Below are 25,793 nucleotides of genomic sequence, written 5' to 3' on the forward strand. Positions count from 1 at the left end.
CGCAGGCCATCGATGGACGGACCGGTGACGCTCTGCGGCCCCGACGGCCTGCCGGCCGGGAAGCGGCAGTTCACGGCTGCCGACGGCCTGCGGCTGACGGTCGGCGTCCCCCCCGGCCGCCGACTCGCCTACGCCCGCCTGCTGCTGGCGGCCGCGGACGGCAGCGTCCAGACCATCCAGCCGGCGCTGCAAAGCGACGCCGGCGACAAGACGCTGGACGGCAATGCCGCGGTCACGCTGCACTGGGCCACCGCTGACTGGGGCGAGGAGCGTGCCGTCGTCGGCCTCACCGTCATCGCCGACAACCCGCAGCCCAGAAACGGGCTGCGTGCTCGACTCTTCAGCCGCGGCAACTGGCTGCCGGTAATGCCCCTCGACACTCTGCCCACCGGCAGCCGCCAGGGTTTTCCACCCCAGAGTGCCAGCCGCCTGAGCGTGGAAACCCTCGTCGAGGGCAAGGTCGGCGACACGGCCACCGGCGTCCTCATCCCCGGCGCCCTGGCGCTCAGACAGCTCAGCATTCACCTCAGCCAGCAACCCTGCGGCCTGACGGTGGCGGTGGACGACGACGCCCCCTTCTTCACGCTGGACGGGCCGCTGCCGATCACGCCCATCGAGGTGGGCGGACTGGCACGGGCCCTGAACCGCTACCGCAGCGACCATCCGCAGGCCACCAGCCTGCCACTGCAGATCCGTTGCGCCGGCAATCAGGCCTTCGTGGTATCGACCTTCGAGGCCGGACTTGAAGCCCTGCCGCCCTCACCGACGCCGCCCATTCCGCCCCCCGGCCCGGCGGACACGCCGCGCCCCGGCGAACAGCCCTGGCTCCCGGAAGGCCAGGGTTGCACGGCCTTGGCCCGCCTGTGTGACAGCCACCATGCGGCCGCCGTCGTGCTGCCCCCCATCGAGAGTGGCACGCTGTCGAGCATCGCGCTGCGCCTGCGCCCCCTTGGCCAGCCCACCCGGGGGCAGCTGTGTATCCATCTCGCAAGCGGCGCGCTGCCACAGGAAAAGCCGCTGCTGTCCATGGACTTCGAGCTGCTGGCAGACGAACCTTCCACCGCGGCCTCGGCCTGGTTGACGGCGCGCATTCCCGCTCCGCAAACCCTGGCCGGCACCTGGTGGCTGGTGTGCCGGGTGCGCGAAGGCGCCGTACTGTGGTACGCCGACCCGGACCGACCGCCGCGGGTGACGGACAGCCGTTACCAGACCGCCGACGGCCCCTGGCTGCCCCTCGACGGGCCGGGTGAAGCCCCCTGGCTGCAACTGCGGGTCGGGGTGCTGGAGGTGGCCCCGGCCACCACCTGAGGACAATCCCATGCTCGGAGCCCTTGAAAACCTGCTGCTGCCCGCCCTGCGGAAGACCTTCGGTTCTGCCCAGGACCTGCAGGGTGGTCCGGCCACCGCCCCTTCCCAGGGTGACAGCCGCGTCGCCCTCCACGCCACCCGGCTGCGCCGGCCGCGCCGCACGGCAGACGGCGAAGCAACGCCGACCCGGGATCCGGCCAGCCAGGGCTGGCAAGGAACACTGACAAGCGATGCGGCACACCCGCTGGATTTTCCGCTGCCGACGGAGGCCGTCGGCGAGCTGGCTGAAGTACAGAGCCCGCCGGGACGGATCCTGTCCGCCGGCGACGCCTACCTGCTGGATGGCCGCAAGCTGCGCTTTTTCCGCGCCCCGCCGGGCCAAGTCGTCGTGCGCACCCGCGGCGCACCGAGCGCCGGCTACCGGGAGCGCAGCGAAGGACACATCGACCTGGAATTACGGGTCTGGGCCAAGGACCGGGACAGCATCGACACGCTTCTGGCGCGCAGCCTGCAAACCGTGCTGGCCACCTTCGAATCCCTCAACGTCATCGACCTGACGGGTGCCACGCCGGGCTTCGGACTGAGGATGACCCGCCTGCGCGTCGAACTGACAGACGTCACCCGCCATTTCGACGCGGCCGCGCCGACCTGGCTGCTGGGGGTGGCCCACTGCCGGCTGCATGGAGAACTGGAGCTGGCGCTGACACTGGGTGCGCCGGAAGAGGAAGGGCGGATCGCCGACGTGGCGATCCAGCTGCACAGCCCATCGAAAGCGGATTGAGGACGGGCTGGCAGGACAAGGCGGCAGCTCCGCGACCAGAGCCGCTGCCTTGGGGTGAGGTCAGGACGCCAGCAGACGATCCAGCTCGGCGACGATACGCTCGGCGGCCTTGCCATCCCACAGCAGCGGACGACGCCCCTGCTTGCCCTGGCCGGCCAGTACCTTGGCGGCTTCTTCGAGGATACGGGCCGGATCGGTGCCAACCAGCACATTGCTGCCTTCGTCGATGGTCACCGGGCGCTCGGTGTTCTCCCGCAGGGTCAGGCAGGGCACGCCCAGGGCGGTGGTTTCCTCCTGCAGGCCGCCGCTGTCGGTCATGATCAGTGCCGCGTCCTTCCACAGGTTGAGGAACTCCATGTAGGACTGGGGCTTGGTGAGCACGACGTTCGGGCCCAGATCGAGACCGAACTTTTCCAGGTTGCCACGGGTGCGCGGATGCACCGGGAAGATCAGCGGCAGATCGACGGCGATCTGCTTCAGCGCGCCGGCGATGCCCCGCAGGTTGGCCTCGTCATCCACATTGGACGGGCGGTGCAGGGTCACCACGCCATAGCGGGGGTACCGGGCCTTCAGCGCCTGGGACTCCATACCGCTCTTGTCGGAGGCGTCGAGTTGATCGCGCTGGTACAGCAGGTTGTCTACCATCACGTGGCCAACGTGGAAGACCGCGGCCGGCGCCTTGCCTTCCTTCAGCAGATTGTCGACACCCGCCGGCTCGGTACAGAAGAACCAGTCGGAAATGCTGTCGGTGACGAGGCGGTTGATCTCCTCCGGCATGCGCATGTCGCCGCTGCGCAGGCCCGCTTCCACATGGGCCACCGGGATGTCGAGCTTCTTGGCGTCGATGGAGCAGGCCAGCGTGGAATTCACATCCCCCACCACCAGCACGCAATCAGGGCGCGCCTGCTGGCAGATCTCCTCGAAGGCCACCATGATCTTGGCGGTCTGGGTGGCATGGCTGCCGCCACCGGCTTCCAGGTGATAGTCGGGCTTGGGGATCCCCAGCTCATCGAAGAACACGTCGCTCATCTCCCGGTCGTAGTGCTGGCCGGTGTGGACGATCTTGAACTCGAAGCGGTCCGCGCGAGCCTGCAAGGCCCGCACGATCGGCGCGATCTTCATGAAGTTGGGGCGCGCGCCGGCGACGAGGTAGATCAGCGAACGGGACATACGGGGGCTCCACAGACAAAAGATGACAGGGGCACATTATCGCCCGCCCCGGCGGCACCAACAGAGAAATAGTTGTCAGGCGGACAATGGAGCCGCCCGACATGCCAGCACAAGCGTCAGGCGAAGGTCTCGCACTCCGCCAGTGCCTTGCCGACCTGATCCTTGGCCGACAGCAGCGGCGGGCCGTCCAGTTCGTGCAGCGGCCATGCGACGCCCACCGTCGGGTCGTTCCAGGCCAGGCTGCGCTCGAACTGCGGGGCGTAGTAGTCGGTCGTCTTGTACAGGAAGTCGGCCGTCTCGCTGAGCACCACGAAGCCGTGGGCAAAACCGGCCGGCACCCACAGCTGGCGGTGGTTGTCCTCGCTGAGCTCGACGCCGTCCCACTGGCCGAAGGTCGGCGAGCTCTTGCGCAGGTCCACCGCCACGTCGAAGACACGGCCCTTGACGACCCGCACGAGCTTGCCCTGCGGGTGCTGGACCTGGTAGTGCAGGCCGCGCAGCACGCCCTTGGCGGAGCGGGAGTGGTTGTCCTGCACGAAGTCCACCTGGAGGCCGGTGGCCTCGCGGAAGACCTGGGCGTTGAAGCTCTCCAGGAAGAAGCCGCGGGCGTCACCGAAGACTTTCGGTTCGAGGATCAGGAGGCCCGGGATGCGGGTGGGGGTGACCTTCATCAGAACACCCTCTCTTCGAGGATGCGCAGCAGGTACTGGCCGTAGCCGTTCTTGGCGAGCGGGGCGGCGAGCTTTTGCAGGTGGGCGGCGTCGATCCAGCCGGCGCGCCAGGCGATCTCTTCCGGGCAGGCGATCTTGAGGCCCTGGCGCTTTTCGATGGTCTGGATGAACAGGCTGGCTTCGAGCAGGCTTTCGTGGGTGCCGGTGTCGAGCCAGGCGTGGCCGCGGCCCATGACCTGCACATCGAGGGCGTCCCACTCCAGGTAGCGGCGGTTGACGTCGGTGATCTCGAGCTCACCGCGCGGGCTGGGCTGGATGGATTTGGCGACGTCGACGACACGCTTGTCGTAGAAGTAGAGGCCGGTGACGGCGTAGCGGCTCTTGGGCACCTTGGGCTTCTCTTCGAGGCTGATGGCGTGGCCGTGGTCATCGAATTCGACGACGCCGTAGCGCTCGGGGTCGGTGACCGGGTAGGCGAAGACGGTGGCGCCCTCCCCCTTCTGGCTGGCAGCACGCAGCTCGGTCGCCAGGTCGTGGCCGTAGAAGAGGTTGTCGCCAAGCACGAGGGCGCTGGGGGCGTTGCCGACGAAGTCTTCGCCGATCAGGAAGGCCTGGGCGAGGCCGTCCGGGCTGGGCTGGACGGCGTATTGCAGGTTGAGGCCCCACTGGCTGCCGTCGCCGAGCAGCTGGGTGAAGCGCGGGGTGTCCTGGGGGGTGGAGATGATCAGGATGTCGCGAATGCCCGCCAGCATGAGGGTGCTGAGGGGGTAGTAGATCATCGGTTTGTCGTAGACCGGGATGAGCTGCTTGGACACCGCCAGGGTGGCGGGGTGGAGCCGGGTGCCGGAGCCGCCGGCGAGGATGAGGCCTTTGCGTTGCATGGTTCGGGTCTCTTTCAAGTCAATTCTGTAGGGGCGAATTCATTCGCCCGCGGGGTGTGGTTCGAGGCGCTGAGGGCAAATGAATTCGCCCCTGCAGGCCCCCAGCCAGTCATGGCAGGATTTCGGTGAGCATGCGGTCAACGCCCTGCTGCCACGGGGGCAAGGTGAGGCCGAAGGCGGCCTGCAGCTTGCGGGTGTCGAGGCGGGAGTTGGCCGGGCGGGCCGCCGGGGTCGGGAAAGCGCTGGTGGGCACCGGGCGGATGGCGTCCGCGGCGACCTGGATGGGGACGCCGCGGGCGCGGGCAAATTCGATGACGTGGCGGGCGTAGGCGTGCCAGGTGGTCTCGCCGCCGGCGACGAGGTGGTACAGCCCGCCGAGCTCGGGATTGGCGAGGGTGGCGCGGGCGGCGTGGGCGCTGACGTCGGCGAGGAGTTCGGCGCCGGTGGGGGCGCCGTGCTGGTCGTCGATGACGGTGAGCTGCGCCCGCTCGGCGGCCAGCCGGAGCATGGTCTTGGCGAAGTTGCCGCCGCGGGCGGCATACACCCAGCTGGTGCGGAAGATGAGGTGGCGGCAGCCGCTCTGGCGGATGAGGTCTTCGCCTTCGAGCTTGGTGCGGCCATAGACGGACAGCGGGCCGGTGGGGGCGTCTTCGCTGCGGGCGGTGTCGCCGCTGCCGTCGAAGACGTAGTCGGTGGAGTAATGGACGAGCAGCGCGCCGCGCCGGGCCGCTTCGCGGGCGAGCACGCCGGGCGCGAGGGCGTTGAGGGCGCGGGCGAAGTCGGGTTCGCTTTCGGCCTTGTCGACGGCGGTGTGGGCGGCGGCGTTGACGATGAGGTCCGGGGCGACGGCGTCGACGGTGGCAGCCAGGCTGTCCGGGTCGGCGAAGTTGCCGGACAGACCCGGGAGCCCGTCGTGGTCGAGGGCGATGACCTCACCGAGGGGGGCGAGGCTGCGCTGCAGTTCCCAGCCGACCTGGCCGTTCTTGCCGAAGAGGAGAATCTTCATCAGGGCGTCCTTCAGCGGGCGGCGTAGTTCTTTTCGACCCATTCGCGGTAGGCGCCGCTTTGCACGTGGGCGACCCAGTCCTGGTGGGCGAGGTACCACTCGACGGTCTTGCGGATGCCGGTTTCGAAGGTTTCGGCCGGGCGCCAGCCGAGTTCGCGTTCGATCTTGCGGGCATCGATGGCGTAGCGGCGGTCGTGGCCAGGGCGGTCGGCGACGTAGGTGATGAGGCGGCTGTAGCTGCCGGCGGGGTCGGGCTTGAGTTCGTCGAGCAGCGCGCAGAGGGTCTTGACGATGTCGATGTTGGGCTTCTCGTTCCAGCCGCCGACGTTGTAGACCTCGCCGGGGGTGCCCTTGTCGAGGATGGCGCGGATGGCGCTGCAGTGGTCGGTGACGTACAGCCAGTCGCGGATCTGCTGGCCGTCGCCGTAGATAGGCAGGGGCTTGCCGGCCAGGGCGTTACTGATGATCAGCGGGATCAGCTTCTCGGGGAAGTGGTACGGCCCGTAGTTGTTGGAGCAGTTGCTGGTGGTGACCGGCAGGCCGTAGGTGTGGTGCCAGGCGCGCACAAGGTGGTCGGAGGCGGCCTTGCTGGCGGAGTACGGGCTGTTCGGTTCGTAGGTCTTGGTTTCGGTGAAGGCCGGGTCGTTCGGGCCGAGGGAGCCGTAAACTTCGTCGGTGCTCACGTGATGGAAGCGGAAGGCGGCCTTGGCTTCGCCGTCGAGGCCCTGCCAGTAGGCACGGGCGGCTTCGAGCAGGGTGAAGGTGCCTTCGACGTTGGTGCGCATGAATTCGCCCGGGCCGTGGATGCTGCGGTCCACGTGGCTTTCGGCGGCAAAGTGCACAATCGCGCGCGGCTGGTGTTCGGCCAGCAGACGGTCGATCAGGGCGCGGTCGCAGATGTCGCCGTGCACAAACACGTGCCGCGCGTCGCCCTCCAGGGAGGCCAGGTTCTCGCGGTTGCCCGCGTAGGTCAGGGCGTCCAGATTGAGCACCGGCTCGTCACGGGTTGCGAGCCAGTCCAGTACGAAGTTGGCGCCGATGAAGCCAGCGCCGCCGGTTACGAGAATCATGGAAGTCCTTGGTTAAACTATTCAGTGTGAATTATGACAAACCTGGCCCGCCGCAACACCCGTCGCCAAAGCCTGGTGACATCCGCTCGACAAGCCGCTGCATTATCTCACCCATCGAAAAGCTGCGCTCGCGGCAACCAGAGTGTGGCACTGATTCTGTGCGGAGAATGCCGTCGGGGTCGAGGAATTACGGCATGATGGAAGGGTTTCACGGTCTTTGAAGAGGACAGGATGCTGCGCTACCTGCGGCCTGCGATAGTCATTCCGAGCCTGACCGCCCTCATTCTGGGGACGGTCGCGGGTGGCATGGCCTGGCAGCGTATCGAGGCAGCCCACCAGGAAACCCAGCAGCGGGTCTTCGATGCGAAAAGCAGCGAGATCGCGCTGAAGATCGACGAGCGCGTCAAGGCCTACCGGCAGGTCCTCCGCGGCGCCAGGGCCCTGTTTGCGGCCTCCCGCGAGGTAACCCGCGAGGAATGGCGACAATACGTAGACGCCCTGCGCCTGCCTGAGGACTATCCCGGCATCCAGGGGGTCGGGTTTGCGGTACCAGTGCCAGCCACCGAGGTGAGCCGGCACGAACGGGCGATGCATCAACAGGGCTTCGCTGGCTACCAGCTGAGCCCCCCCGGCAAGCGCGCCGAATACACCGCGATCCTCTACCTGGAACCTCTCGATTGGCGCAATCAGCGGGCCCTCGGTTTCGACATGTACTCGGAGCCGGTGCGCCACGCCGCAATGGCGCGTGCCCGCGAGCTGGGGACCCCCAGCCTCAGCGGCAAGGTCAGGCTGGTACAGGAGACCGCCACCGCTCCCCAGGCCGGGGTCCTGCTCTATCTGCCGGTCTTCCGGCAGGACGCGCCCCTGGCCACCCCGGCCCAGCGCGAGGCCGCCTTCCTCGGCTGGGTGTACAGCCCTTTCCGCATGAACGACCTGATCACCGGCACCCTCGGGGACACAACTCCCCGCGTGCACCTGCGGATCTACGACGGCCACGACCCGACCCCCGCGACGCTGCTCTTCGACAGCCACCCTGATCTACCGGAACAGAGCAGGCTGGGCAGCCGCAGCACACTGGAGATGGACGGCCGGGTGTGGACACTGGTCTTCGACAGCACGCCGGAACTGGCCGCCACGCCTCCCGAATGGCGTCTTGAGCAGGCGGCCATCGTGCTGATCGCCGGCCTGTTCGTGCTGCTGACCACGTTCTTCTGCGCCGCCCGCCAGCGGGCCCTCGAACTGACCCGCATCAGCGCCTCCCTGCGCCGCAGCGAGGCCCGCTATGCCACCCTGGTCAATCTTTCCGAGGACGGCATCGCCGCCCTCGACGCCCAGCTCTGCTTCACCTATCTCAACCCGCGCCTGCTCAAGCTGCTCGGCTTCCCGGAGACGGAACTGCTCGGCCGCCGCTTCGACAGCCTGTGGCCGGCCGAAGACGCCGCTCACCGCGACTTCCTCATCGAACGCCTGCGCCGCGGCGAAGCAGCCACTTGGGAAGAACAGGTGCGCAATGCCGACGGACGGCTGGTCACCCTCATCATCACCCATGCCCCCCACATCGACGACGGCGGTGTACTGCTGGGCTCGATCCTGACCCTCACCGATATATCGGAGCGCAAAGCGTCGGAGGAGCGCATCCGCTATCTCGCCACCCACGACCCACTGACCGGCCTGACCAACCGCGCCATGTTCATGGAGCAGATGAACAACAGCCTGCTGATTGCCCAGCGCCACCAGACACGCTTCGCGCTGCTGTTCCTCGACCTGGACCACTTCAAGGAGGTCAATGACAGCCTCGGCCACGCCGCCGGTGACGCCCTTCTGATCGAAACCGCGCGCCGCATGCGCCGCTGCCTGCGGGCCAGCGACATGCTCGCCCGCCAGGGCGGCGACGAATTCCTGGCCCTGCTCCACGACGTGCACAGTGTGGACGAAGCCCTGCACGTCGCCGACAAGATCCGCCGGGCGATCAGCGCACCCTTCTCGCTGGACGGGCAGCCCTGCTCCGTCTCGGTAAGCATCGGCATCGCCCTCTATCCCGACCACGGCCAGGATCTGGAAACCCTCACCCGCAGCGCCGACACCGCCATGTACCGCGCCAAGCAGGGTGGCCGCGACGGAACCACGGCGGCCACCGACGCCGCTTGAAACGCCGCGATTTACTTGCCGCCGGACCTCCTTCTAGAATCCCCGCCGTCCGTCGCGCCCACACCTGGAGACACCATGTCCCGTCATACCAAGATCGTCGCCACCCTCGGCCCCGCCTCCTCCGACGCCTCCGTGCTCGAACGCCTCGTGCAGTCCGGCGTGGACGTGGTGCGCCTGAACTTCTCCCACGGTAAGGCGGACGACCATATCGCCCGCGCCCGCCAGGTCCGCGAGGTGTCCCAACTGGTGGGGCGGCCGGTCGGCATCCTCGCCGACATGCAGGGCCCGAAGATCCGTGTCGGCAAGTTCGAGGAGGGCAAGGTCACCCTGCACAAGGACGCCGCCTTCATCCTCGACGCCCAGTGCGAGCTTGGCAACGCCCACCGGGTCGGCCTCGATTACAAGGATCTGCCCCGCGACGTGAAGCCCGGTGACGTGCTGCTCCTCGACGACGGCCGCCTCAAGCTGAGCGTCGAGCGCGTGCTCGGCCACGAGATCCACACCAAGGTCAAGGTGGGTGGCGAGCTGTCCAACAACAAGGGCATCAACCGCCAGGGTGGCGGCCTCACCGCCCCGGCGCTGACGGCCAAGGACATGGAAGACATCAAGACCGCCGCGCTGATCGGGGTGGATTTCGTCGCCATCTCCTTCCCCAAGGGCGCCGCCGACATGTACATGGCCCGCCAGCTGCTCCGCGCCGCGGGCAGCAGCGCGGTACTGATCGCCAAGATCGAACGCACCGAAGCGGTTGCCAACCTCGAGGAGATCCTCGACGCCAGCGACGGCATCATGGTGGCCCGCGGCGACCTGGCCGTCGAAGTGGGCGACGCCGCCGTGCCGGCGCTGCAGAAACGCATGATCCGGCTGGCCCGCGAGAAGAACAAACTCGCCATCACCGCCACCCAGATGATGGAGTCGATGATCCACAGCCCGGTACCGACCCGCGCCGAAGTGTCCGATGTGGCCAACGCGGTGCTAGACGGCACCGACGCGGTGATGCTGTCCGCCGAGACCGCCTCCGGCAAGTTCCCGGTGGAGGTTGTCGAATCCATGTCGCGCATCTGCCTCGAAGCCGAGAAATCCACCGAAGTGACGATGGACCGGGACTTCCTCGACCGGGTGTTCACGCGCATCGACCAGTCCATCGCCATGGCAGCGATGTGGACCGCCTACCACTTGAAGGTAAAGGCCATCGCCTCCCTCACCCAGACCGGCTCCACTGCCCTGTGGATGAGCCGCCTGAACAGCGGCGTGCCGATCTACGCGCTGACGCCGGAGATCTCGGCACGCAACCAGATGACCCTCTACCGGGAGGTCTACCCGCTGCTGATGTCGCAAGTCCACGCCGACCGCGACGTGCTGCTTTGGGAAGCCGAGCAGATCCTGCTCGAACAGGGCGTCGTGCAGTACGGCGACCTTATCGTGCTCACCATCGGCGAGCCCATCGGCGCCGCTGGCGGCACCAACACGATGAAGATCGTGCGTGTCGGCGACACCCCGAAGCCCGGCCCCCTGCAAGCATTCAGCACAACGGCATGAATTACGGGATAAACTCCTGCCCCGCCAAACGCGCAGGCGGCATGCCGCCACGCTAGAATTCCGTTTTTTACGTCTATACCCGGCCGATCTTCCGGCCATCGGAGAAAAACCATGCCTCTCGTTTCCATGCGCCAGCTTCTCGACCACGCTGCCGAAAACAGCTATGGCCTGCCCGCGTTCAACGTCAACAACCTCGAACAAGTCCAGGCCATCATGGAAGCGGCTGCGGAAACCGACAGCCCGGTGATCATGCAGGCCTCCGCCGGCGCCCGCAAATACGCCGGCGAGGCCTTCCTGCGTCACCTGATCGATGCCGCCGTCGAGGCCTACCCGCACATCCCGGTGGTCATGCACCAGGACCACGGCCAGTCCGCCGCCGTCTGCCAGGGCGCCATCCGCTCCGGCTTCTCGTCGGTGATGATGGACGGCTCCCTGCTCGAAGACGGCAAGACCCCGTCCTCCTACGAATACAACGTGGACGTGACCCGCCGCGTGGTCGAGATGTCCCACGCCATCGGCGTCAGCGTCGAAGGCGAACTGGGCTGCCTGGGCTCCCTCGAAACCGGCCAGGCCGGCGAAGAAGACGGCATCGGTGCCGAAGGCACGCTGGACCACTCCCAGATGCTGACCGACCCCGACCAGGCCGCCGACTTCGTCCGCCAGACCAACGTGGACGCCCTGGCCATCGCCATCGGCACCAGCCACGGCGCCTACAAGTTCACCCGCAAGCCCACCGGCGACATCCTCGCCATCGAGCGCATCAAGGAAATCAACGCCCGCATCCCCAACACCCATCTGGTGATGCACGGTTCCTCCTCGGTGCCGCAGGAGCTGCTGGAGATCATCCGCGAGTACGGCGGCGACATGAAGGAAACCTACGGCGTGCCGGTCGAGGAAATCGTCCGTGGCATCAAGTACGGCGTGCGCAAGATCAACATCGACACCGACATCCGTCTGGCCATGACCGGCGCGGTGCGCAAGTTCTTCGTCGAGAACCCCTCCAAGTTCGACCCGCGCGAGTTCCTCAAGCCGGCCCGCGAAGCCGCCAAGCTGGTCTGCAAGGCCCGCTTCGAGGCCTTCGGCACCGCCGGCAACGCCAGCAAGATCAAGCCGGTATCCCTGGACAAGATCGCTGCACGCTACAAGAGCGGTGAGCTGAACCAGATCGTCCGCTGAGCCAGATACGGGGAACGCTCTCCCCTGTCTCGCCGGTAGTCATCGAACGGGGCCTGACGGCCCCGTTTTCCATGGAGCATCCTGCAAGCGTCCTGTCGCGGCGAACTTGTTCGCCCTCCCGCCTGCCCAACAGCCAGCCCTACGCCCCCTTTACCTAACCCGTTCCCCCCGTTCCAAAGGAGCCCCCGATGGCCGCCCCCTGGTCCGCCCTGTTCAGCGCAATCCCCTGGTCCGACGTAATCGCCCATGCCCCGACCGTCGCCAAGGGCGCCCGCAAGCTGTGGCAAAAGGTCGGCAAGCATCACGCCGACGAAACGGAAGCACCTGCCGCGCCGGCGACCACCGATCCCGATTCCCGTTTTGGCGCCATCGATGCCCGCCTTGCCGAGCTTGAGGCCCGCCAGCAGGACAGCGCCGAACTGCTCGCCGCCCAGAACGCCGAACTCGTGCGTGCCGCCGAGGCCCTGCGCCGCCGCGTGCAGATTCTCGGCGGCGGCCTGCTGCTGCTTGCCGTCGCGTTCGTCGCCAGCCTCTTACGCTGATCGTTGTTGCGCCGCAACATTCAGAGTGACCCGCTGCACGCCGCTGCGGCAGGCACCCTTGCCAGCGCCCCTGCCGTAACGGCAAGATGACGGCCCGACCCAGTCCGGCCGACAGCGCCGCAGAGCCGCCACCATGACCCTGCCCGACCTATTCATCGAGCACGACCAGCGCCAGGCCCTCAACGACGAATTCCACGCCCGGCCACCGGTGCCGCTGGAAAGCCCCCAGCTGATCAGCTACCTGGCGATGCACCACGCGGAGGACGCCCCCGACGCCGCGCTGCAGCATCTGCTCGCCCTCGGCAAGCTCCTCGAGCGCCCGATCGACAGCGACGGCCGCCACAGCCTGATCGACTTCGGCAGCTTCCAGCTCAAGTGGGAACTGCACAACGAGTTCTCCAGTTACACCTTCTTCCGCAAGGTCAGTCACGGTGAGGGCCTCGACCAGCCCACTTCGGCGCTGGCCGTAGTGCCGGAGGCCTGGCTGCGCAGCATGCCCGGCAAGCTGATCGTCGCCACCCACGTGGAACTGCGCAGCGTCGCCGAAATCACCCCCGAGAGCGTGATGGCAAAGCTGTCGCCGACCGGCAACCAGATGGTCGGTGCCAAGGTGGCCGATGGCGCTGCCTGGGTGTTCACCGATTTCCTGTTCGAGAAAGGCTTCTCGCGCTTCCTGATCATCGACGTCTCCCTGACCCGCCGCCAGGCCGGCCGCACCGTGCAACGCCTGGTCGAGATCGAGACCTACCGCCTGATGGCCCTGCTAGCCTTCCCGGTGGCCAAGGACGTCGGCCGCACGATCGGCGCTGCGGAGCAGCGCCTCGCCGACCTGATGGACCGCACCGGCTCGGCCCGCAACCCGGAAGACGAGCGCAGCGTCCTGGCCGACCTGACCACCATGGCTGCGGAGATCGAGCACTCGGTGGCCCGCACCACCTTCCGCTTCGGCGCCGCACGGGCCTATCACAGCCTGGTCATGCAGCGGATCACCGAACTGCGCGAACAGCGCATCAGCGGCCTGCCGACTTTCCACGAATTTATGGAGCGCCGCCTGCTGCCGGCGATGAACACCTGCGTGACGATGGCCCGCCGCCAGGAAGACCTGTCCAGCCGCGTGGCGCGCAACAGCCAGTTGCTGCGCACCCGCGTCGAGGTCGAACTGGAACGTCAGAACCAGGAGCTGCTGGCCCAGATGAACCGCCGCGCCAAGCTCCAGTTGCACCTGCAGGAAACCGTCGAAGGCCTGTCGGTGGTGGCCATCACCTACTACGCCTCGCAGCTGGTGCAATACCTGGCCAAGGGCGTGAAGCACTACATCGAACCCTTCACGCCGGAAGGCATCACCGCGGTGGCGATCCCGGTCATCGCCGCGCTGGTCGCCGTCGGTACCCATCGCATGCGCAAGCATCTGGCCGCCGCCGAGGGCCATTCGTAAGCATGTTCCGTGGAGCCAGAGGGGTTCGCCTCCACGGAACATGAGCGTCACTCACTCAGCTCACGCTGCGTCGGTATAATCGCGTTTTGTCCAACGGACCTGACAGACCGTGACCACTCCGCTCTTCGAATCCTCCATCCGCAGCCTGCCCCTGCTGGGCCGCGGCAAGGTGCGTGACATCTACGCCATCGACGCCGACAAGCTGCTCATCGTCACCTCCGACCGTCTGTCGGCCTTCGACGTGATCCTGCCGGATCCCATTCCCCGCAAAGGCGAAGTGCTCACCGCCATGGCCAACTTCTGGTTCGCCAAGCTCGGTCACATCGTCCCCAACCAGCTGACCGGCATCGACCCGGCCAGCGTCGTCGCTTCTGACGAAGCCGAGCAGGTGCGCGGCCGCGCGCTGGTCGTCAAGCGCCTCACCCCGCTGCCCATCGAGGCGGTGGTGCGCGGCTACGTGATCGGCTCCGGCTGGAAGGACTACCAGGACACCGGCGCCATCTGCGGCATCGAGCTACCGGCCGGCCTCAAGCAGGCCCAGAAGCTGCCGTCCCCGATCTTCACCCCGGCCAGCAAGGCCGACGTCGGCGATCACGACGAGAACATCAGCTTCGAACAGGCCCAGACACGCACCGACGCACTGCTCGCCGACGCCCTCAAGGGCACCGGCAAAACCGGCGCCCAGCTGGTGGCCGAAGCCCGCGACGCAGCGATCCGCCTGTACACCGAGGCCGCCGACTATGCCGCCACCCGCGGCATCATCATCGCCGACACCAAGTTCGAGTTCGGCATCGATGCCGCCGGCACGCTGCACCTCATCGACGAGGCCCTGACGCCTGACTCCTCGCGCTTCTGGCCTGCCGACAGCTACGCCGAAGGCATCAGCCCGCCGAGCTACGACAAGCAGTACGTGCGCGACTACCTGGAAACCCTGGACTGGGGCAAGGTCGCCCCGGGGCCCAAGCTGCCGGAAGAGGTTGTCGCACGCACCGCGGCCAAGTACGTGGAAGCCTACGAGAAGCTGACCGGCAACACGCTGTAAGGTGGACACCGTGTTTGGGCGAATGCATTCGCCCAAACGGGTTCACGCCCCGGCTCGCACACCAGGAAGGTGATCGTCCCGGACACAACCCGCTACGGCGGGTTGTGTCGTTTACAGCCTCGTCAGCCCACGTGGAAGATGTCGATCAGTGCCTTGCGTTCTTCCGCCGACTCTTCCAGCACTTCCGCCAGCTTGACTTCATCCAGGCCGAGCGTCGCCGCCTTGGCGAGGCCGTGACGCAGATCCTCGGTTTCCGTCTCCGGCGTGAAGGGATTGCGTGTCTCGGCCACCAGGTTGGCGATGAAGATCAGGTCGGAGACCGTGGTCGGAGGCCAGGAGCCGCCATAGATCTCCGGGTTGTCCACGGCATCCACCAGTTCCCGCGGCATGTTCATCGCCGCCAGCACCGCCCGACCAACCGGCGCGTGCCAGATCCGCACCAGGTCCGACAGGGGACTGTCTTCGCTGAGCATCTCCGGGTATTCCCACACCCGCGCCAGCAGGAAGAACTGGCCGATGTCATGCACCATGCCGGCAAAGAAGGCCGCATCCGGATCGAGCCGGGTGCACCGGCGGGCCAGCACGCAGGCGGTTGCCGCCACATCCACACTGTGGGCCCACAGCTTGCGGATCAACGGCTGGTACGGCCCCAGCATGTCCCGGTGCAGCAACTGCTCGGCGGTCACCGCCATCGCCAGCGCCCTCAGCTTGCCAAAGCCGATGCGCACCAGCGCCTTCGGAACATCGGTCACCAGGCGTCCGCTCGGGTTGTACCAGACCGAATTGGCAAGGGCCACGGTCCGCGCCGCCAGCAAGGGTTCGGCCGACACCATCGCGGAGATCTTCGACACCTCCATGTCGGGCACGTCGAGGGCCTCGAGCACCCGCATCGTGACTTCCATCGAGGTCGGAAAGCGCAGCTCGCCCTCCTCCAGCTCCTTGGTAACGGTATGCAGGAAAGCCTGCTCCGCCAGATTCAATGCCTTGTCGCTCACTGTTCGTTCCCCCTCAACCCGGCCGCTCCGCGCCTGTCGCCAAGGGCGACACTCCGCGCAGAATTCGGCACAATAAAACCACTCAACCGATCACCCAAAGAACATGACCAACACCCCAGCCACCTCGCCCCTGCTCGAACTCTCCGGCCTGCCACGCTTCGACGCGATTGAGCCGGCCCACGTGGAACCCGCCGTCCGCAGCCTGCTGGACGCCCTGCGCGCCACCGTCGAACGCCTGCAGGACGATCCTGCCACGCCCACCTGGGCCAACTTCGTCGAGCCCATCGAAAACGAAGGAGAACGCCTCGGCCGTGCCTGGGGTGTCGCCGCCCACATGCACAGCGTGATGGACACCCCCGAATGGCGTGAAGCCTACAACGCGATGCTGCCGGAGGTCACCCGTTTCTATGCCGAGCTGGGGCAGAACCTGAAGCTCTTCCAGAAGTATAAGTCCATCAAGAACGGCCCCGAGTTCGCTACCTTGAGCCCGGCCCGCCAGCGCATCATCGACAACGAGCTACGCGGCTTCCGCCTCTCCGGTGCGGAATTGCCGGACGAGCAGAAGCCCCGCTTCCAGGCCATTCAGGAAGAACTCGCCGGCCTCGGCGCCAAGTTCTCCGAAAACCTCCTTGACGCCACCAACGCCTTCTCCCACATCGTCACCGACGAAGCCCAGCTGGCCGGCCTCCCCGACGACGTCATCGCCGCGGCCCGCGAGGCCGCCGAGAAGGCCGGCGCCACCGGCTGGAAGTTCGGCCTCAAGATGCCATCCTATCTACCGGTCATGCAGTATGCCGACAACCGGGGCTTCCGCGAAACCCTTTATCGCGCCTATGCCACCCGCGCCGCCGAGATTGACAACGGCTTCAGCAAGGCGGAGTGGAACAACGGCCCGCTGATCAAGCAGATCCTCGCCCTGCGCGCCGAGGAGGCTACGCTGCTGGGCTACAAGAACTACGCCGAGGTATCGCTGGTGCCCAAAATGGCCGATACGCCGGAACAGGTCCTCGGCTTCCTGCGCGAGCTGGCCGCCAAGGCCAAGCCCTTTGCCGAGCGCGACCTGGCCGAGCTGAAGGCCTTCGCCAAGGACGAACTGGGCCTCGACCCGCTCGAACCGTGGGACGTAGCCTATGTCTCCGAGAAGCTGCGCGTCGCCCGCTACGCCTTCTCCGAACAGGAAGTGAAGGAATACCTGCCCGAACCCAAGGTGCTCGACGGCCTGTTCGGCGTGATCCAGAAGCTTTACCGCGTCAGCATCAAACCCGACACCGGCCCGGTGTGGCATCCGGACGTGCGCTTCTTCCGCATCGAGCGCGACGGCCAGCTGGTCGGCCAGTTCTACCTCGACCTCTACGCCCGTGACACCAAGAAGGGCGGCGCCTGGATGGACTCGGCGATCACCCGCCGCCGTCTCGCCAGCGGCATCGAAACGCCGGTGGCCTACCTGGTGTGCAACTTCCCCGGCCCGGTCGGCGGCAAGCCGGCCACCTTCAGCCACGACGACGTGATCACTCTGTTCCACGAGAGCGGCCACGGCCTGCACCACCTGCTGACCAAGGTGGACGACCTGGCGGTGTCCGGCATCCACGGCGTCGAGTGGGATGCCGTCGAGCTGCCCAGCCAGTTCATGGAGAACTTCTGCTGGGAATGGGACGTGGTGCGCGAGATGACCGCCCACAGCGAGACCGGTGCGCCGCTGCCGAAGGAACTGTTCGACAAGATGCTCGCCGCCAAGAACTTCCAGAGCGGCATGCAGACCGTGCGCCAGCTAGAGTTCTCCCTGTTCGACCTGCTGATCCACATGGACTTCGACCCTGCCCAGCGGGACGTCATGGATCTGCTCGCCGAAGTCCGCAAGGAGGTCGCCGTGCTCACCCCACCGGCCTGGCACCGCTTCCCCAACAGCTTCAGTCACATCTTCGCCGGCGGCTACGCGGCGGGCTACTACAGCTACAAGTGGGCCGAGGTGCTGTCGGCCGACGCCTTCGCCGCCTTCGAGGAAGAGGGGCGCCCGAAGGGCAGCGTGCTCGACGCCCACACCGGCGAACGCTTCTGGAACGAGATCCTCGCCGTCGGCGGCAGCCGCCCGGCGCTCGACTCCTTCAAGGCCTTCCGTGGTCGTGAACCGCAGGTGGACGCCCTGCTGCGCCACAGCGGCATGGTGCCGGCATGACGGCCCGGCGGCTGTTCGGCTTGCTGCTTCTGGCCGCCGCACTGCCGGCGGCGGCCCAGAACGCCTACCGCTGGGTGGACGAAAAGGGACGCGTGCAATACAGCGACCAGCCGCCGCCCCAGTCCGTGAAGAAGTTCGAGGAGCGCAAGCTGCAAGCCAACCGCGCCAACGCCCAGCAGCAGTCCTATGCTACCCGCAAGGCTGCCGCCGATTTTCCGGTGACCCTCTACGTGGGCAAGGACTGCGGCCAGGCCTGCGATAGCGCGCGCACGCTGCTCAACAAACGCGGGATTCCGTTCTCGGAAGCCTTGCTGCAGACCGAGGCCGAAGTCGCGGCCTTCAAGAGTCGCTTCAGCAAGGACCCGGTCGCGCCGAGCCTGCTGGTGGGCAAGACGCTGGAGAGCGGCTTCGCCGAGGCGGGCTGGAACAGCCTGCTGAGCGAGGCCGGCTACCCAACAACGAAACAGCCCTGACCCGCACTCCCAGCGCCATGCACCCGGGCCCTCCAGGGCCTGACACCGACGGCGCTTGCCGCTACGAACAGGCCGCGCCACAAAGTCCGACCGAATGGCCTCTCCTCATACCGAGGAGAGGCCATTTTGGTTTTCAGGGCCGCACTGACAACATCGTCACACTATCAATAATGCCGATTATGTGAAAATTATTAAAAATAACGTTTATAACACCATTTAACGAATCGCTATCGATCCGTAGTTCATCATTTCAACCCTTAAGCCGGCCCATCCTCCAGCTCACGCTCCAACCAGCCGCTGCTTGCAATGCCCACGGCATCGCCTTTAGTGTAGGAACCCCCTTACCAAGGCACCGCCCAGAAACAACCTTCACCCGAGAACGACAGCCATGTTGCACACATCCGCTCCCCAGATCCTGCAAGGGAGCCGCAAGCACGAGTTGATCATTGCGGACGGTCTTGCACCGGAGATCCTGACGCTCATCCAGGACGCCAAGGCTCCCACCCTCTGCCTGGGCGAAGCCCACGACGCACTGCAGGCTCTGACCACCGCGCTCGCCGGAGAAACGCTGGACGTACTGCACATCGTGGCCCACGGGCACATTGGCGGCTTCGAGATCGGCGGCAACTGGGTGGATCAAGGCAGCCTGCTGCGCAACGCCCATCTGCTCATGCACTGGAATGTGCGCCGGGTAGCCCTGTGGGTGTGCGAACTCGGGCTGAACCATGAATTCGCCGAGACGCTGTCGCGCCTCACCGGAGCAGAAGTTTTTGTCTCGAAGGGACGCCTGGGCTGGGACAGCGACTCGGGCGAGCGGCACTGGTCACTTCAAGCCCCGCAGCGGCAGGACCCGCTGGATGGCGCCCTGGTCTTCGGAACCCAGGCAACGGCCAGCTGGAACCACCAGCTCGTCACCCTGAAGCTCCAGGGTATCTACACCACCACCGCCAGCGGCGCATCCGATACCTTTTACGGGGAAGAAACCAACAGCGTCACGATCAACACGACGCCCCTGTCCTCCAACAACGTCACCTTCAGCCAGGCCGGCATCCAGTTCTCCGGCAACAACGTGCTGGGCACCATCAGCTACAAGAACGCAGGTGGAACGACGATCACCTTCGACGGCCTGGCCAGCCGCCCGATCAAGGTGGGTGGCGTGGTCAAGGGCTTCTACGTCTGGCTCGACAACGATCACAACAACAATGGCTCGGCAGCGGATACCGCCTTCATCCTGAGCCTGGACAACAGCTACTTCAACAGCACGGCCAACATCGGCAGCAGCTCCGACCGGGTCGACAGCTCGATGAACAGCGTCTTGCCGGTCAACAGCGCGCCGGCCGCCGTCAACGACGCCGTCACGCTCAATGAAGACAACCCGGCCAGCGGCAATGTGCTAACCAACGACACCGACGCCAACGGCGATGCGCTGACCGTCACCAGCTTCACCATCGGCGGCGTGGCAGGCACCCTCGGTGCGTCCAACACCATTGCGGGCGTCGGCACCTTCACCCTGGACGCCAGCGGGGCTTACAGCTTTACCCCATTGCCCAACTACAACGGCAGCGTTCCGGTCATCCGCTACACGACTTCGGACGGCAACGGCGGCAGCAGCTCCGCCAGCCTGACTTTCACGATCACGCCGGTCAACGACGCCCCGACGTCCACCGATGCAAGCGTGACCACCCTCGAGGACGCGGGGAAAATTCTGTCCCTGGCGAACTTCGGCAGCTACAGCGACGCCGAAGGCACACCGCTCGCCGCAGTCAAGATTACGACCCTGCCCGCTCTGGGAACCCTCACGCTCAACGGCACCGCGGTCAGCAGCGGGCAATCCATCAATGCCAGCGACATCAGCGCCGGCAAACTGGTGTACACCCCGGCCGCCAACGGGAACGGCACTGCCTACACGACCCTGAAATTCCAGGTCGGGGACGGCGCCCTGTTCAGCGGTGACAACACCCTCACGGTCAACGTCACGCCCGTCAATGACGCCCCCGCGGGCAGCGATGCAACGCTGACCATCGACGAAGACAGCACGAAGACCTTCGCTGCCAGCGACTTCGGCTTCACCGACCCGACCGATGCATCCGCCAACGCCCTCGGCGCAGTCCTCATCGCCACGCTGCCCCAGGCCGGCAGCCTCAAGCTAAACAACGTTGCGGTCACCGCCGGCCAGTTGATCAGCGCCGCCGACATCGCGGCAGGCAAGCTGACCTACACGCCCGCCAGCAACGCCAACGGCACCAGCTACGCCAGCTTCACCTTCCAGGTGCAGGACGACGGCGGTACCGCCAACGGCGGCAAGAACCTCGACCCGACGCCCAACACCATCACCCTCAACGTCACGGCGGTCAACGACGCACCCACCGCGGTGAACGACGCCGCCCAGGCCATCTGGAGTGCCACGTCGAGCTACCGCTCGAATCCCAGCGGCAACGTCAAGACCAACGACTCCGATCCGGATAGCGGCGATACGTTCTCCGTCGTGCTCGCCAACGCCGGCAGCGCCTTCAATGCGGGAACCGCCTCAACGATTGGATCGACCAGCATCTCCCCGACCGGCGAGCGGACGACGTACACGGTGTTCACGGTCGGCAATGCCAGCGCAGCCGTCGGCGATGCGGTAACGGGGAACGGCATTCCCGCCGGCACTACGGTTACGGCCCGAAGCTCCAAGACGCTGACGATCAGTACGCCTGCCGCACTGACGGCTGGCCAGGCAATCACCGTTGGAGGTACCGGCGATACGGTCGCCACCCTGGTAACGTCCTCGTCGACCGTGATCGCAATGGACACGCCGGTCGGCACAATCAGCGCCGGCATGGACATCACCGGTACCGGGATTCCCAGCGGCACCAAGGTCACGGGTGTCACCACCGCGACGGGCGGCTTTAGCCTCGTGACAATCGACAAGGCCCTGACGGCAACGGTCGGCACCGATGTCACGATTGGCTCCAGCGGCGCTACCCTCACCGGGACCCACGGCACCCTGCTGCTGCAGTCTGACGGCTCCTATACCTACACGGTGACCGATACCGGCGTATCGAACGGAGCCACGGACCAGTTCTCCTACCAGGTCAAGGATTCGAGCAACGCGACCGCCACCGCGACCCTTACCGTCACCATCAACGTGGCAGCGGCCGCCGCGCCGACCGCCGTCGCCGATACCGCCAGCGTGACGGAAAAGGGCGGCACCAATAACGGCACGGGCACGGGACAAGTCACCGGTGACGTGACGCCCGCCTCCGGGGCCGGCACCGACACGACGCCCAACGTCGCTGGATCGATCTCCGTCGTGGCTGCAGCCGGCCCGACCGACGCCAGCTACACGACCGTGGGCGCCACCGACGTAGTGATTCACGGCCGTTACGGCGACCTGTCGATCAAGAACGACGGCACCTACACCTACACGGCGAGCAGTTCCAACAGCACCGTCGATGCGCTCAATAGCAGCGAACACCTCACCGACGTGTTCAGCTACCGCATCACCGACAGCGGCGGCAACTTCTCCACGACGACCCTGACTGTCACCGTCAACGGCGCCAACGACGCCCCGGTTGCCACGGACGACGTGGGCTGGGCCACCGAGGCCGGCGGCACCGCCAATGGCACAACCGGCCAGGGCGCCAGCGGCAATGTGCTGACCAACGACACCGATGTGGACAACGGCAGCACCAAGGTCGTCTCGGCCATCCGCGTCGGCGGCACCGAAGGCGCCGGCACCGCCGGAAGCCTGGGCAGCGGCCTTGACGGCAGCTACGGCACACTGACCCTGAACACCAACGGCAGCTACACCTACACCGTCAATGAAACGGCGGCCAATTCGCTGGCGGCCGGAACCACCGTCACCGACAGCTTCAACTACACCGTCAGCGACGGCAGCCTGACCGACACGGCGGTACTCAGCATCACCGTCACGGGCGCCAACGACGCGCCCGTCAACACCGTGCCCGCAAGCCAGACCCTGGCCAGCTATGAGACCAAGGCCATCAGCGGCCTGTCCGTCACCGACCCCGACGGTAACCTGGCCACCAGCAGCGCGGTCGCCCTCAGCGTATCCCACGGCAGCCTGTCGGCCACCGCCAGCGGCGCCGGCACCCTCAGCGGCGCCGGCACGGACGCCAGCCCCCTGCTGCTGTCCGGCAGCGCCGCCGATGTCCAGGCCATGCTCGGCACGGTGATCTACACACCGACCAGCGGCTATTCGGGCGCGGATGCCCTGCGCATGATCAGCACCGACGCCCTCGGCCTCACCGACACGGACGTGGTCGGCATCACCGTGACCGCCGACAACCGCCCCCTCACCGTCAGCGGCACGGCGGTCAACGAGGCTTCCCCCTTCGTGTTCTTCACGGTCGGTGGCGCAGCCGGCCAACTGGTGAGCCTGTCCGTCAGCGGCACCTCCGCCACCAGCGGCACCGACTTCATCAGCAACCTCCAGTACTTCGACGGCAGCAGCTGGCAAGCCTACTCCGGCACGCCGGTGACCATGGCCGGCACCACCCTGCTGGTGCGCCTGCCCGTGCTCCAGGACACCACCCACGAAGGCGTGGAGTCCCTGCAACTGACCGCCTCCAACGGCGCCGGCAGTGGCACCACCAACACCAGCAGCATCGCCGACGACGGCACCGGCGCCATCTTCCTGGAAGGCAACACCACCGGCACCCCCGACACGTCCGGTGTCGGCTACCCCGCCAGCCTGGACGACGACCGCCCCCTGACCGTCACCGACCTCACCGTCAACGAAGCCTCGTCCCACGCCGTCTTCAAGATCACCGGCGCCGCGGCCCAGGTGATCACCCTGGCGCTCGCCAGCGGCTCGGCCACCGCCACCGCCGACTACGCGAGCGCGCTGGAAGTCTGGAATCCGGGCACCTCGCACTGGGACTCGTACGCCACCTCCGCCACCCTGGCCGCCGATGGCAGCCTGTTTGTCCGGGTCGCCATCAACCCTGACGACATTTATGAAGGCCCCGAGAACTTCGGCCTGACCGCCACCAATGGCAGCGGTATCGGCTACACCGGCACCGCCATCATCATGGATGACGGCACCGGCCTGAAATATGACGGTACCCTGAGCGGCGGCAGCGCCACCACCACCGCCACCGGACTCGACAACGACCTGTCCGTGAGCGTCAGCGCGGCCGGCCCCGTCAATGAGGGCTCCACCTACGCGATGTTCACGGTGACCGCCACCGCCGGCGAAAACCTGGCCCTCAGCCTGAGCGGCAGCGGCACCGCCCCGGCAACCATCGGCGGCTTCACCCTGCAGTACTCCTACGACGGCACCACCTGGACCACCTACAGTTCCAGCAGCCAGCCTGCCGTACCCGGCGCGCTGGGCAGCGGTACCGGCGTCGTCTACGTCCGCGCCAACATCAGCAGCGAACAAGACAACACCTACGAAGGCACCGAAACCTTCACGCTCACGGCCTCCACCAGCACCGGCGCCGGCAAGTCGGCCTCGGCCGAAACCTCCATCGTCGATGATGGCAGCGGCAGCAAATACGACGGCACGCTGACCGGTGGCGTTCCCACCAGCAGCAACGCCGGGCTGGACAACGACGTCCCGACCGTTTCCGTCAGCAGCGTCACCGTCAGCGAGGCCTCGGAATACGCTGTGGTCAGCGTGTCCCTGTCCCACCCTTCGTTGTCCGACGTGTCGTTCACGCCGAGCAGCAGCGATGGCAGCGCCACCGGGGGCACCGATTTCGGCACCGGGCTGGAATACTTCGACGGCACCGCGTGGACGCCCGTCACCGGTAGTCTGACAATTGCCGCCGGCGACACCAGCATCCTGTTGCGTGCCCCGATCAGCCACGACGACCTCTATGAGGGGGCCGAGACCTTCACGATCAGCACCGGCGCTATCACCGGTACGGTCACCAATGGGGGGGCGGCCAGCGGCACCGTCACCATCAAGGACGACGGCAGCAGCACGAACATCTTCCTTGGCACGAACCAGTCGGCCACCCCGACGGCCGGCACGGCCGACAACGACAAGCCAACCATTTCCGTCGCCGGTTCGACCGTTACGGAAGGCGATGCCATCGTCTTCACCGTCAGCCTCGACAAGCTGTCCGCCCACGACATCAGTTTCACGCCCGTCGTCGGCCAGATCGGTGACGGCGCCACCGTGGGAACCGACACTGCCGCCGCAACCGCCCTGGAAGTGTCCACCGACGGCGGCTTGAGCTACAACACCGTCACCGGCACGGTGACGATCGCCGCCGGAGAAAGCTCCCTTCTGTTGCGCCTGGCCACGGTAGACGACGCCTCGGCGGAATCCGCCGAGAGCCTGACCCTTTCCACCGGCGCCATCACCGGTACCGTGAAGAACCCGGCGGGCGCCAGCGGCGCGGGGTCAATCAATGACAACGACGGCCCCGGCATCTCCCTCAGCAAGGCAACCCTGGCCACCAGCGAGAGCGGGAGCACCGACAGCTTCACCGTCAAGCTCAACTCCCAGCCCACCGCCGACGTCACCGTCACCCTGACCGGCCTGGACGCCACCGAAGGCAGCCTGAGCGCCACCACCCTGACCTTCACCGCGGCCAACTGGAACACCGCGCAGACCGTCACCGTTACCGGCGCAAACGACGATCTGGTCGATGGCGACATCGCCTACACCCTGACCGCCACCAGCAGCTCCACCGACGGCAACTACAGCGCCAAAACCGGCACCGTCGGCGTGACCAACGCCGACAACGACAGCGCCGGCCTGGTGCTGGGCGCCATCAGCGCCCACACCACTGAAGCGGGCGGCACTGCCACCTTCACAGTCAAGCTGTCCAGCCAGCCGACCGGCACCGTTACCGTCGCCACCTCAAGCAACGACAGCACCGAGGGCAGCGTCACCCCCGCCAGCCTGAGCTTCAACGCCAGCAACTGGGACACCCCGCAGACTGTCACCGTCACCGGCGTGGACGACCCCCTGATCGATGGCGCCATCGGCTACACCGTGGATCTGTCCGCGACCTCCGGTGACTCGAACTACGACGGCAAGACCGGCTCGGTGAACGTCACCAACGACGACAACGACAGCGCCGGCCTCACCCTCAGCAAGGCCACGCTGACCACCAGCGAGAGCGGGAGCACCGACAGCTTCACCGTCAAGCTCAACTCCCAGCCCACCGCCGACGTCACCGTCACCCTGACCGGCCTGGACGCCACCGAAGGCAGCCTGAGCGCCACCACCCTGACCTTCACCGCGGCCAACTGGAACACCGCGCAGACCGTCACCGTTACCGGCGCAAACGACGATCTGGTCGATGGCGACATCGCCTACACCCTGACCGCCACCAGCAGCTCCACCGACGGCAACTACAGCGCCAAAACCGGCACCGTCGGCGTGACCAACGCCGACAACGACAGCGCCGGCCT

General features: G+C 66.6%; 17 protein-coding genes. 11 read left to right on the top strand and 6 right to left on the bottom strand.

The annotated features are described in order from the left end of the window. Positions 1 to 12 precede the first annotated feature (12 nt). Together ACE3RX_RS07715 and ACE3RX_RS07720 are read left to right on the top strand one after the other, a co-directional pair. On the top strand, positions 13 to 1,308 hold the full coding sequence (locus tag ACE3RX_RS07715; RefSeq protein WP_374482001.1) for a hypothetical protein: 1,296 nt from the start codon (positions 13 to 15) through the stop codon (positions 1,306 to 1,308). A 10-nt stretch (positions 1,309 to 1,318) separates the two neighbouring features. Continuing rightward, positions 1,319 to 2,089 carry a hypothetical protein gene (locus ACE3RX_RS07720; RefSeq protein ID WP_374482003.1) on the top strand — a complete coding sequence of 257 codons (771 nt, stop codon included), beginning with the start codon at positions 1,319 to 1,321 and terminating at the stop codon, positions 2,087 to 2,089. A 60-nt stretch (positions 2,090 to 2,149) separates the two neighbouring features. On the opposite strand, the gene wecB is transcribed toward ACE3RX_RS07720, so the two are convergent. The 5 genes from wecB to rfbB form a co-directional block, all read right to left on the bottom strand. Continuing rightward, positions 2,150 to 3,259: a non-hydrolyzing UDP-N-acetylglucosamine 2-epimerase gene (wecB, locus tag ACE3RX_RS07725; RefSeq protein WP_374482005.1), complete on the bottom strand. Its 1,110-nt coding sequence runs from the start codon at positions 3,257 to 3,259 to the stop codon at positions 2,150 to 2,152. Between the two features lie 116 nt (positions 3,260 to 3,375). Continuing rightward, positions 3,376 to 3,930 carry a dTDP-4-dehydrorhamnose 3,5-epimerase gene (gene rfbC / locus ACE3RX_RS07730; protein WP_374482007.1) on the bottom strand — a complete coding sequence of 185 codons (555 nt, stop codon included), beginning with the start codon at positions 3,928 to 3,930 and terminating at the stop codon, positions 3,376 to 3,378. Beyond that, positions 3,930 to 4,811, bottom strand: coding sequence for a glucose-1-phosphate thymidylyltransferase RfbA (rfbA, locus tag ACE3RX_RS07735; protein WP_374482009.1), 882 nt, complete (start codon positions 4,809 to 4,811; stop codon positions 3,930 to 3,932). The genes rfbC and rfbA overlap by 1 nt, the downstream gene beginning before the upstream one ends. A 109-nt stretch (positions 4,812 to 4,920) precedes the next feature. Then, positions 4,921 to 5,817, bottom strand: a complete 897-nt coding sequence (rfbD, locus tag ACE3RX_RS07740) for a dTDP-4-dehydrorhamnose reductase (protein WP_374482011.1) — start codon at positions 5,815 to 5,817, stop codon at positions 4,921 to 4,923. 11 nt (positions 5,818 to 5,828) lie between these two features. Then, positions 5,829 to 6,887 (bottom strand): dTDP-glucose 4,6-dehydratase, encoded by a 1,059-nt coding sequence (rfbB, locus tag ACE3RX_RS07745; protein WP_374482013.1) that lies wholly within the window; start codon positions 6,885 to 6,887, stop codon positions 5,829 to 5,831. A 231-nt stretch (positions 6,888 to 7,118) separates the two neighbouring features. Between rfbB and ACE3RX_RS07750 the strand changes: the two genes are divergently transcribed. The 6 genes from ACE3RX_RS07750 (at position 7,119) to ACE3RX_RS07775 (ending at position 14,769) form a co-directional block, all read left to right on the top strand. After that, positions 7,119 to 9,035 (top strand): CHASE domain-containing protein, encoded by a 1,917-nt coding sequence (locus ACE3RX_RS07750; RefSeq protein ID WP_374482015.1) that lies wholly within the window; start codon positions 7,119 to 7,121, stop codon positions 9,033 to 9,035. Positions 9,036 to 9,110: 75 nt separating this feature from the next. Beyond that, positions 9,111 to 10,574: a pyruvate kinase gene (gene pyk / locus ACE3RX_RS07755; protein WP_374482017.1), complete on the top strand. Its 1,464-nt coding sequence runs from the start codon at positions 9,111 to 9,113 to the stop codon at positions 10,572 to 10,574. Positions 10,575 to 10,685: 111 nt separating this feature from the next. After that, a complete protein-coding gene (gene fba, locus ACE3RX_RS07760) occupies positions 10,686 to 11,750 on the top strand; it encodes a class II fructose-bisphosphate aldolase (RefSeq protein WP_374482019.1) in 1,065 nt (354 codons plus the stop codon). Between the two features lie 188 nt (positions 11,751 to 11,938). Beyond that, complete coding sequence (locus ACE3RX_RS07765) at positions 11,939 to 12,292, top strand: hypothetical protein (protein WP_374482021.1); 354 nt, start codon at positions 11,939 to 11,941, stop codon at positions 12,290 to 12,292. 133 nt (positions 12,293 to 12,425) lie between these two features. Beyond that, positions 12,426 to 13,727 carry a DUF3422 family protein gene (locus ACE3RX_RS07770; protein WP_374482023.1) on the top strand — a complete coding sequence of 434 codons (1,302 nt, stop codon included), beginning with the start codon at positions 12,426 to 12,428 and terminating at the stop codon, positions 13,725 to 13,727. A gap of 109 nt (positions 13,728 to 13,836) precedes the next feature. Next, positions 13,837 to 14,769 (top strand): phosphoribosylaminoimidazolesuccinocarboxamide synthase, encoded by a 933-nt coding sequence (locus ACE3RX_RS07775; protein WP_374482025.1) that lies wholly within the window; start codon positions 13,837 to 13,839, stop codon positions 14,767 to 14,769. Between the two features lie 122 nt (positions 14,770 to 14,891). Here ACE3RX_RS07775 and ACE3RX_RS07780 read toward each other — a convergent pair whose 3' ends face one another. Then, positions 14,892 to 15,764 (bottom strand): HDOD domain-containing protein, encoded by an 873-nt coding sequence (locus ACE3RX_RS07780; RefSeq protein ID WP_374482027.1) that lies wholly within the window; start codon positions 15,762 to 15,764, stop codon positions 14,892 to 14,894. Between the two features lie 103 nt (positions 15,765 to 15,867). On the opposite strand from ACE3RX_RS07780, the gene ACE3RX_RS07785 reads away from it, so the two are divergent. The 3 genes from ACE3RX_RS07785 to ACE3RX_RS07795 form a co-directional block, all read left to right on the top strand. Beyond that, positions 15,868 to 17,937: a M3 family metallopeptidase gene (locus tag ACE3RX_RS07785; protein ID WP_374482029.1), complete on the top strand. Its 2,070-nt coding sequence runs from the start codon at positions 15,868 to 15,870 to the stop codon at positions 17,935 to 17,937. Next, positions 17,934 to 18,410, top strand: a complete 477-nt coding sequence (locus tag ACE3RX_RS07790; RefSeq protein ID WP_374482031.1) for a glutaredoxin family protein — start codon at positions 17,934 to 17,936, stop codon at positions 18,408 to 18,410. The genes ACE3RX_RS07785 and ACE3RX_RS07790 overlap by 4 nt, the downstream gene beginning before the upstream one ends. A gap of 388 nt (positions 18,411 to 18,798) precedes the next feature. After that, the coding region (locus tag ACE3RX_RS07795) for a tandem-95 repeat protein (RefSeq protein ID WP_374482033.1) at positions 18,799 to 25,793 on the top strand (6,995 nt) is incomplete at its 3' end.

The sequence above is a fragment of the Zoogloea sp. genome (assembly GCF_041914405.1).
GTDB lineage: Bacteria > Pseudomonadota > Gammaproteobacteria > Burkholderiales > Rhodocyclaceae > Zoogloea.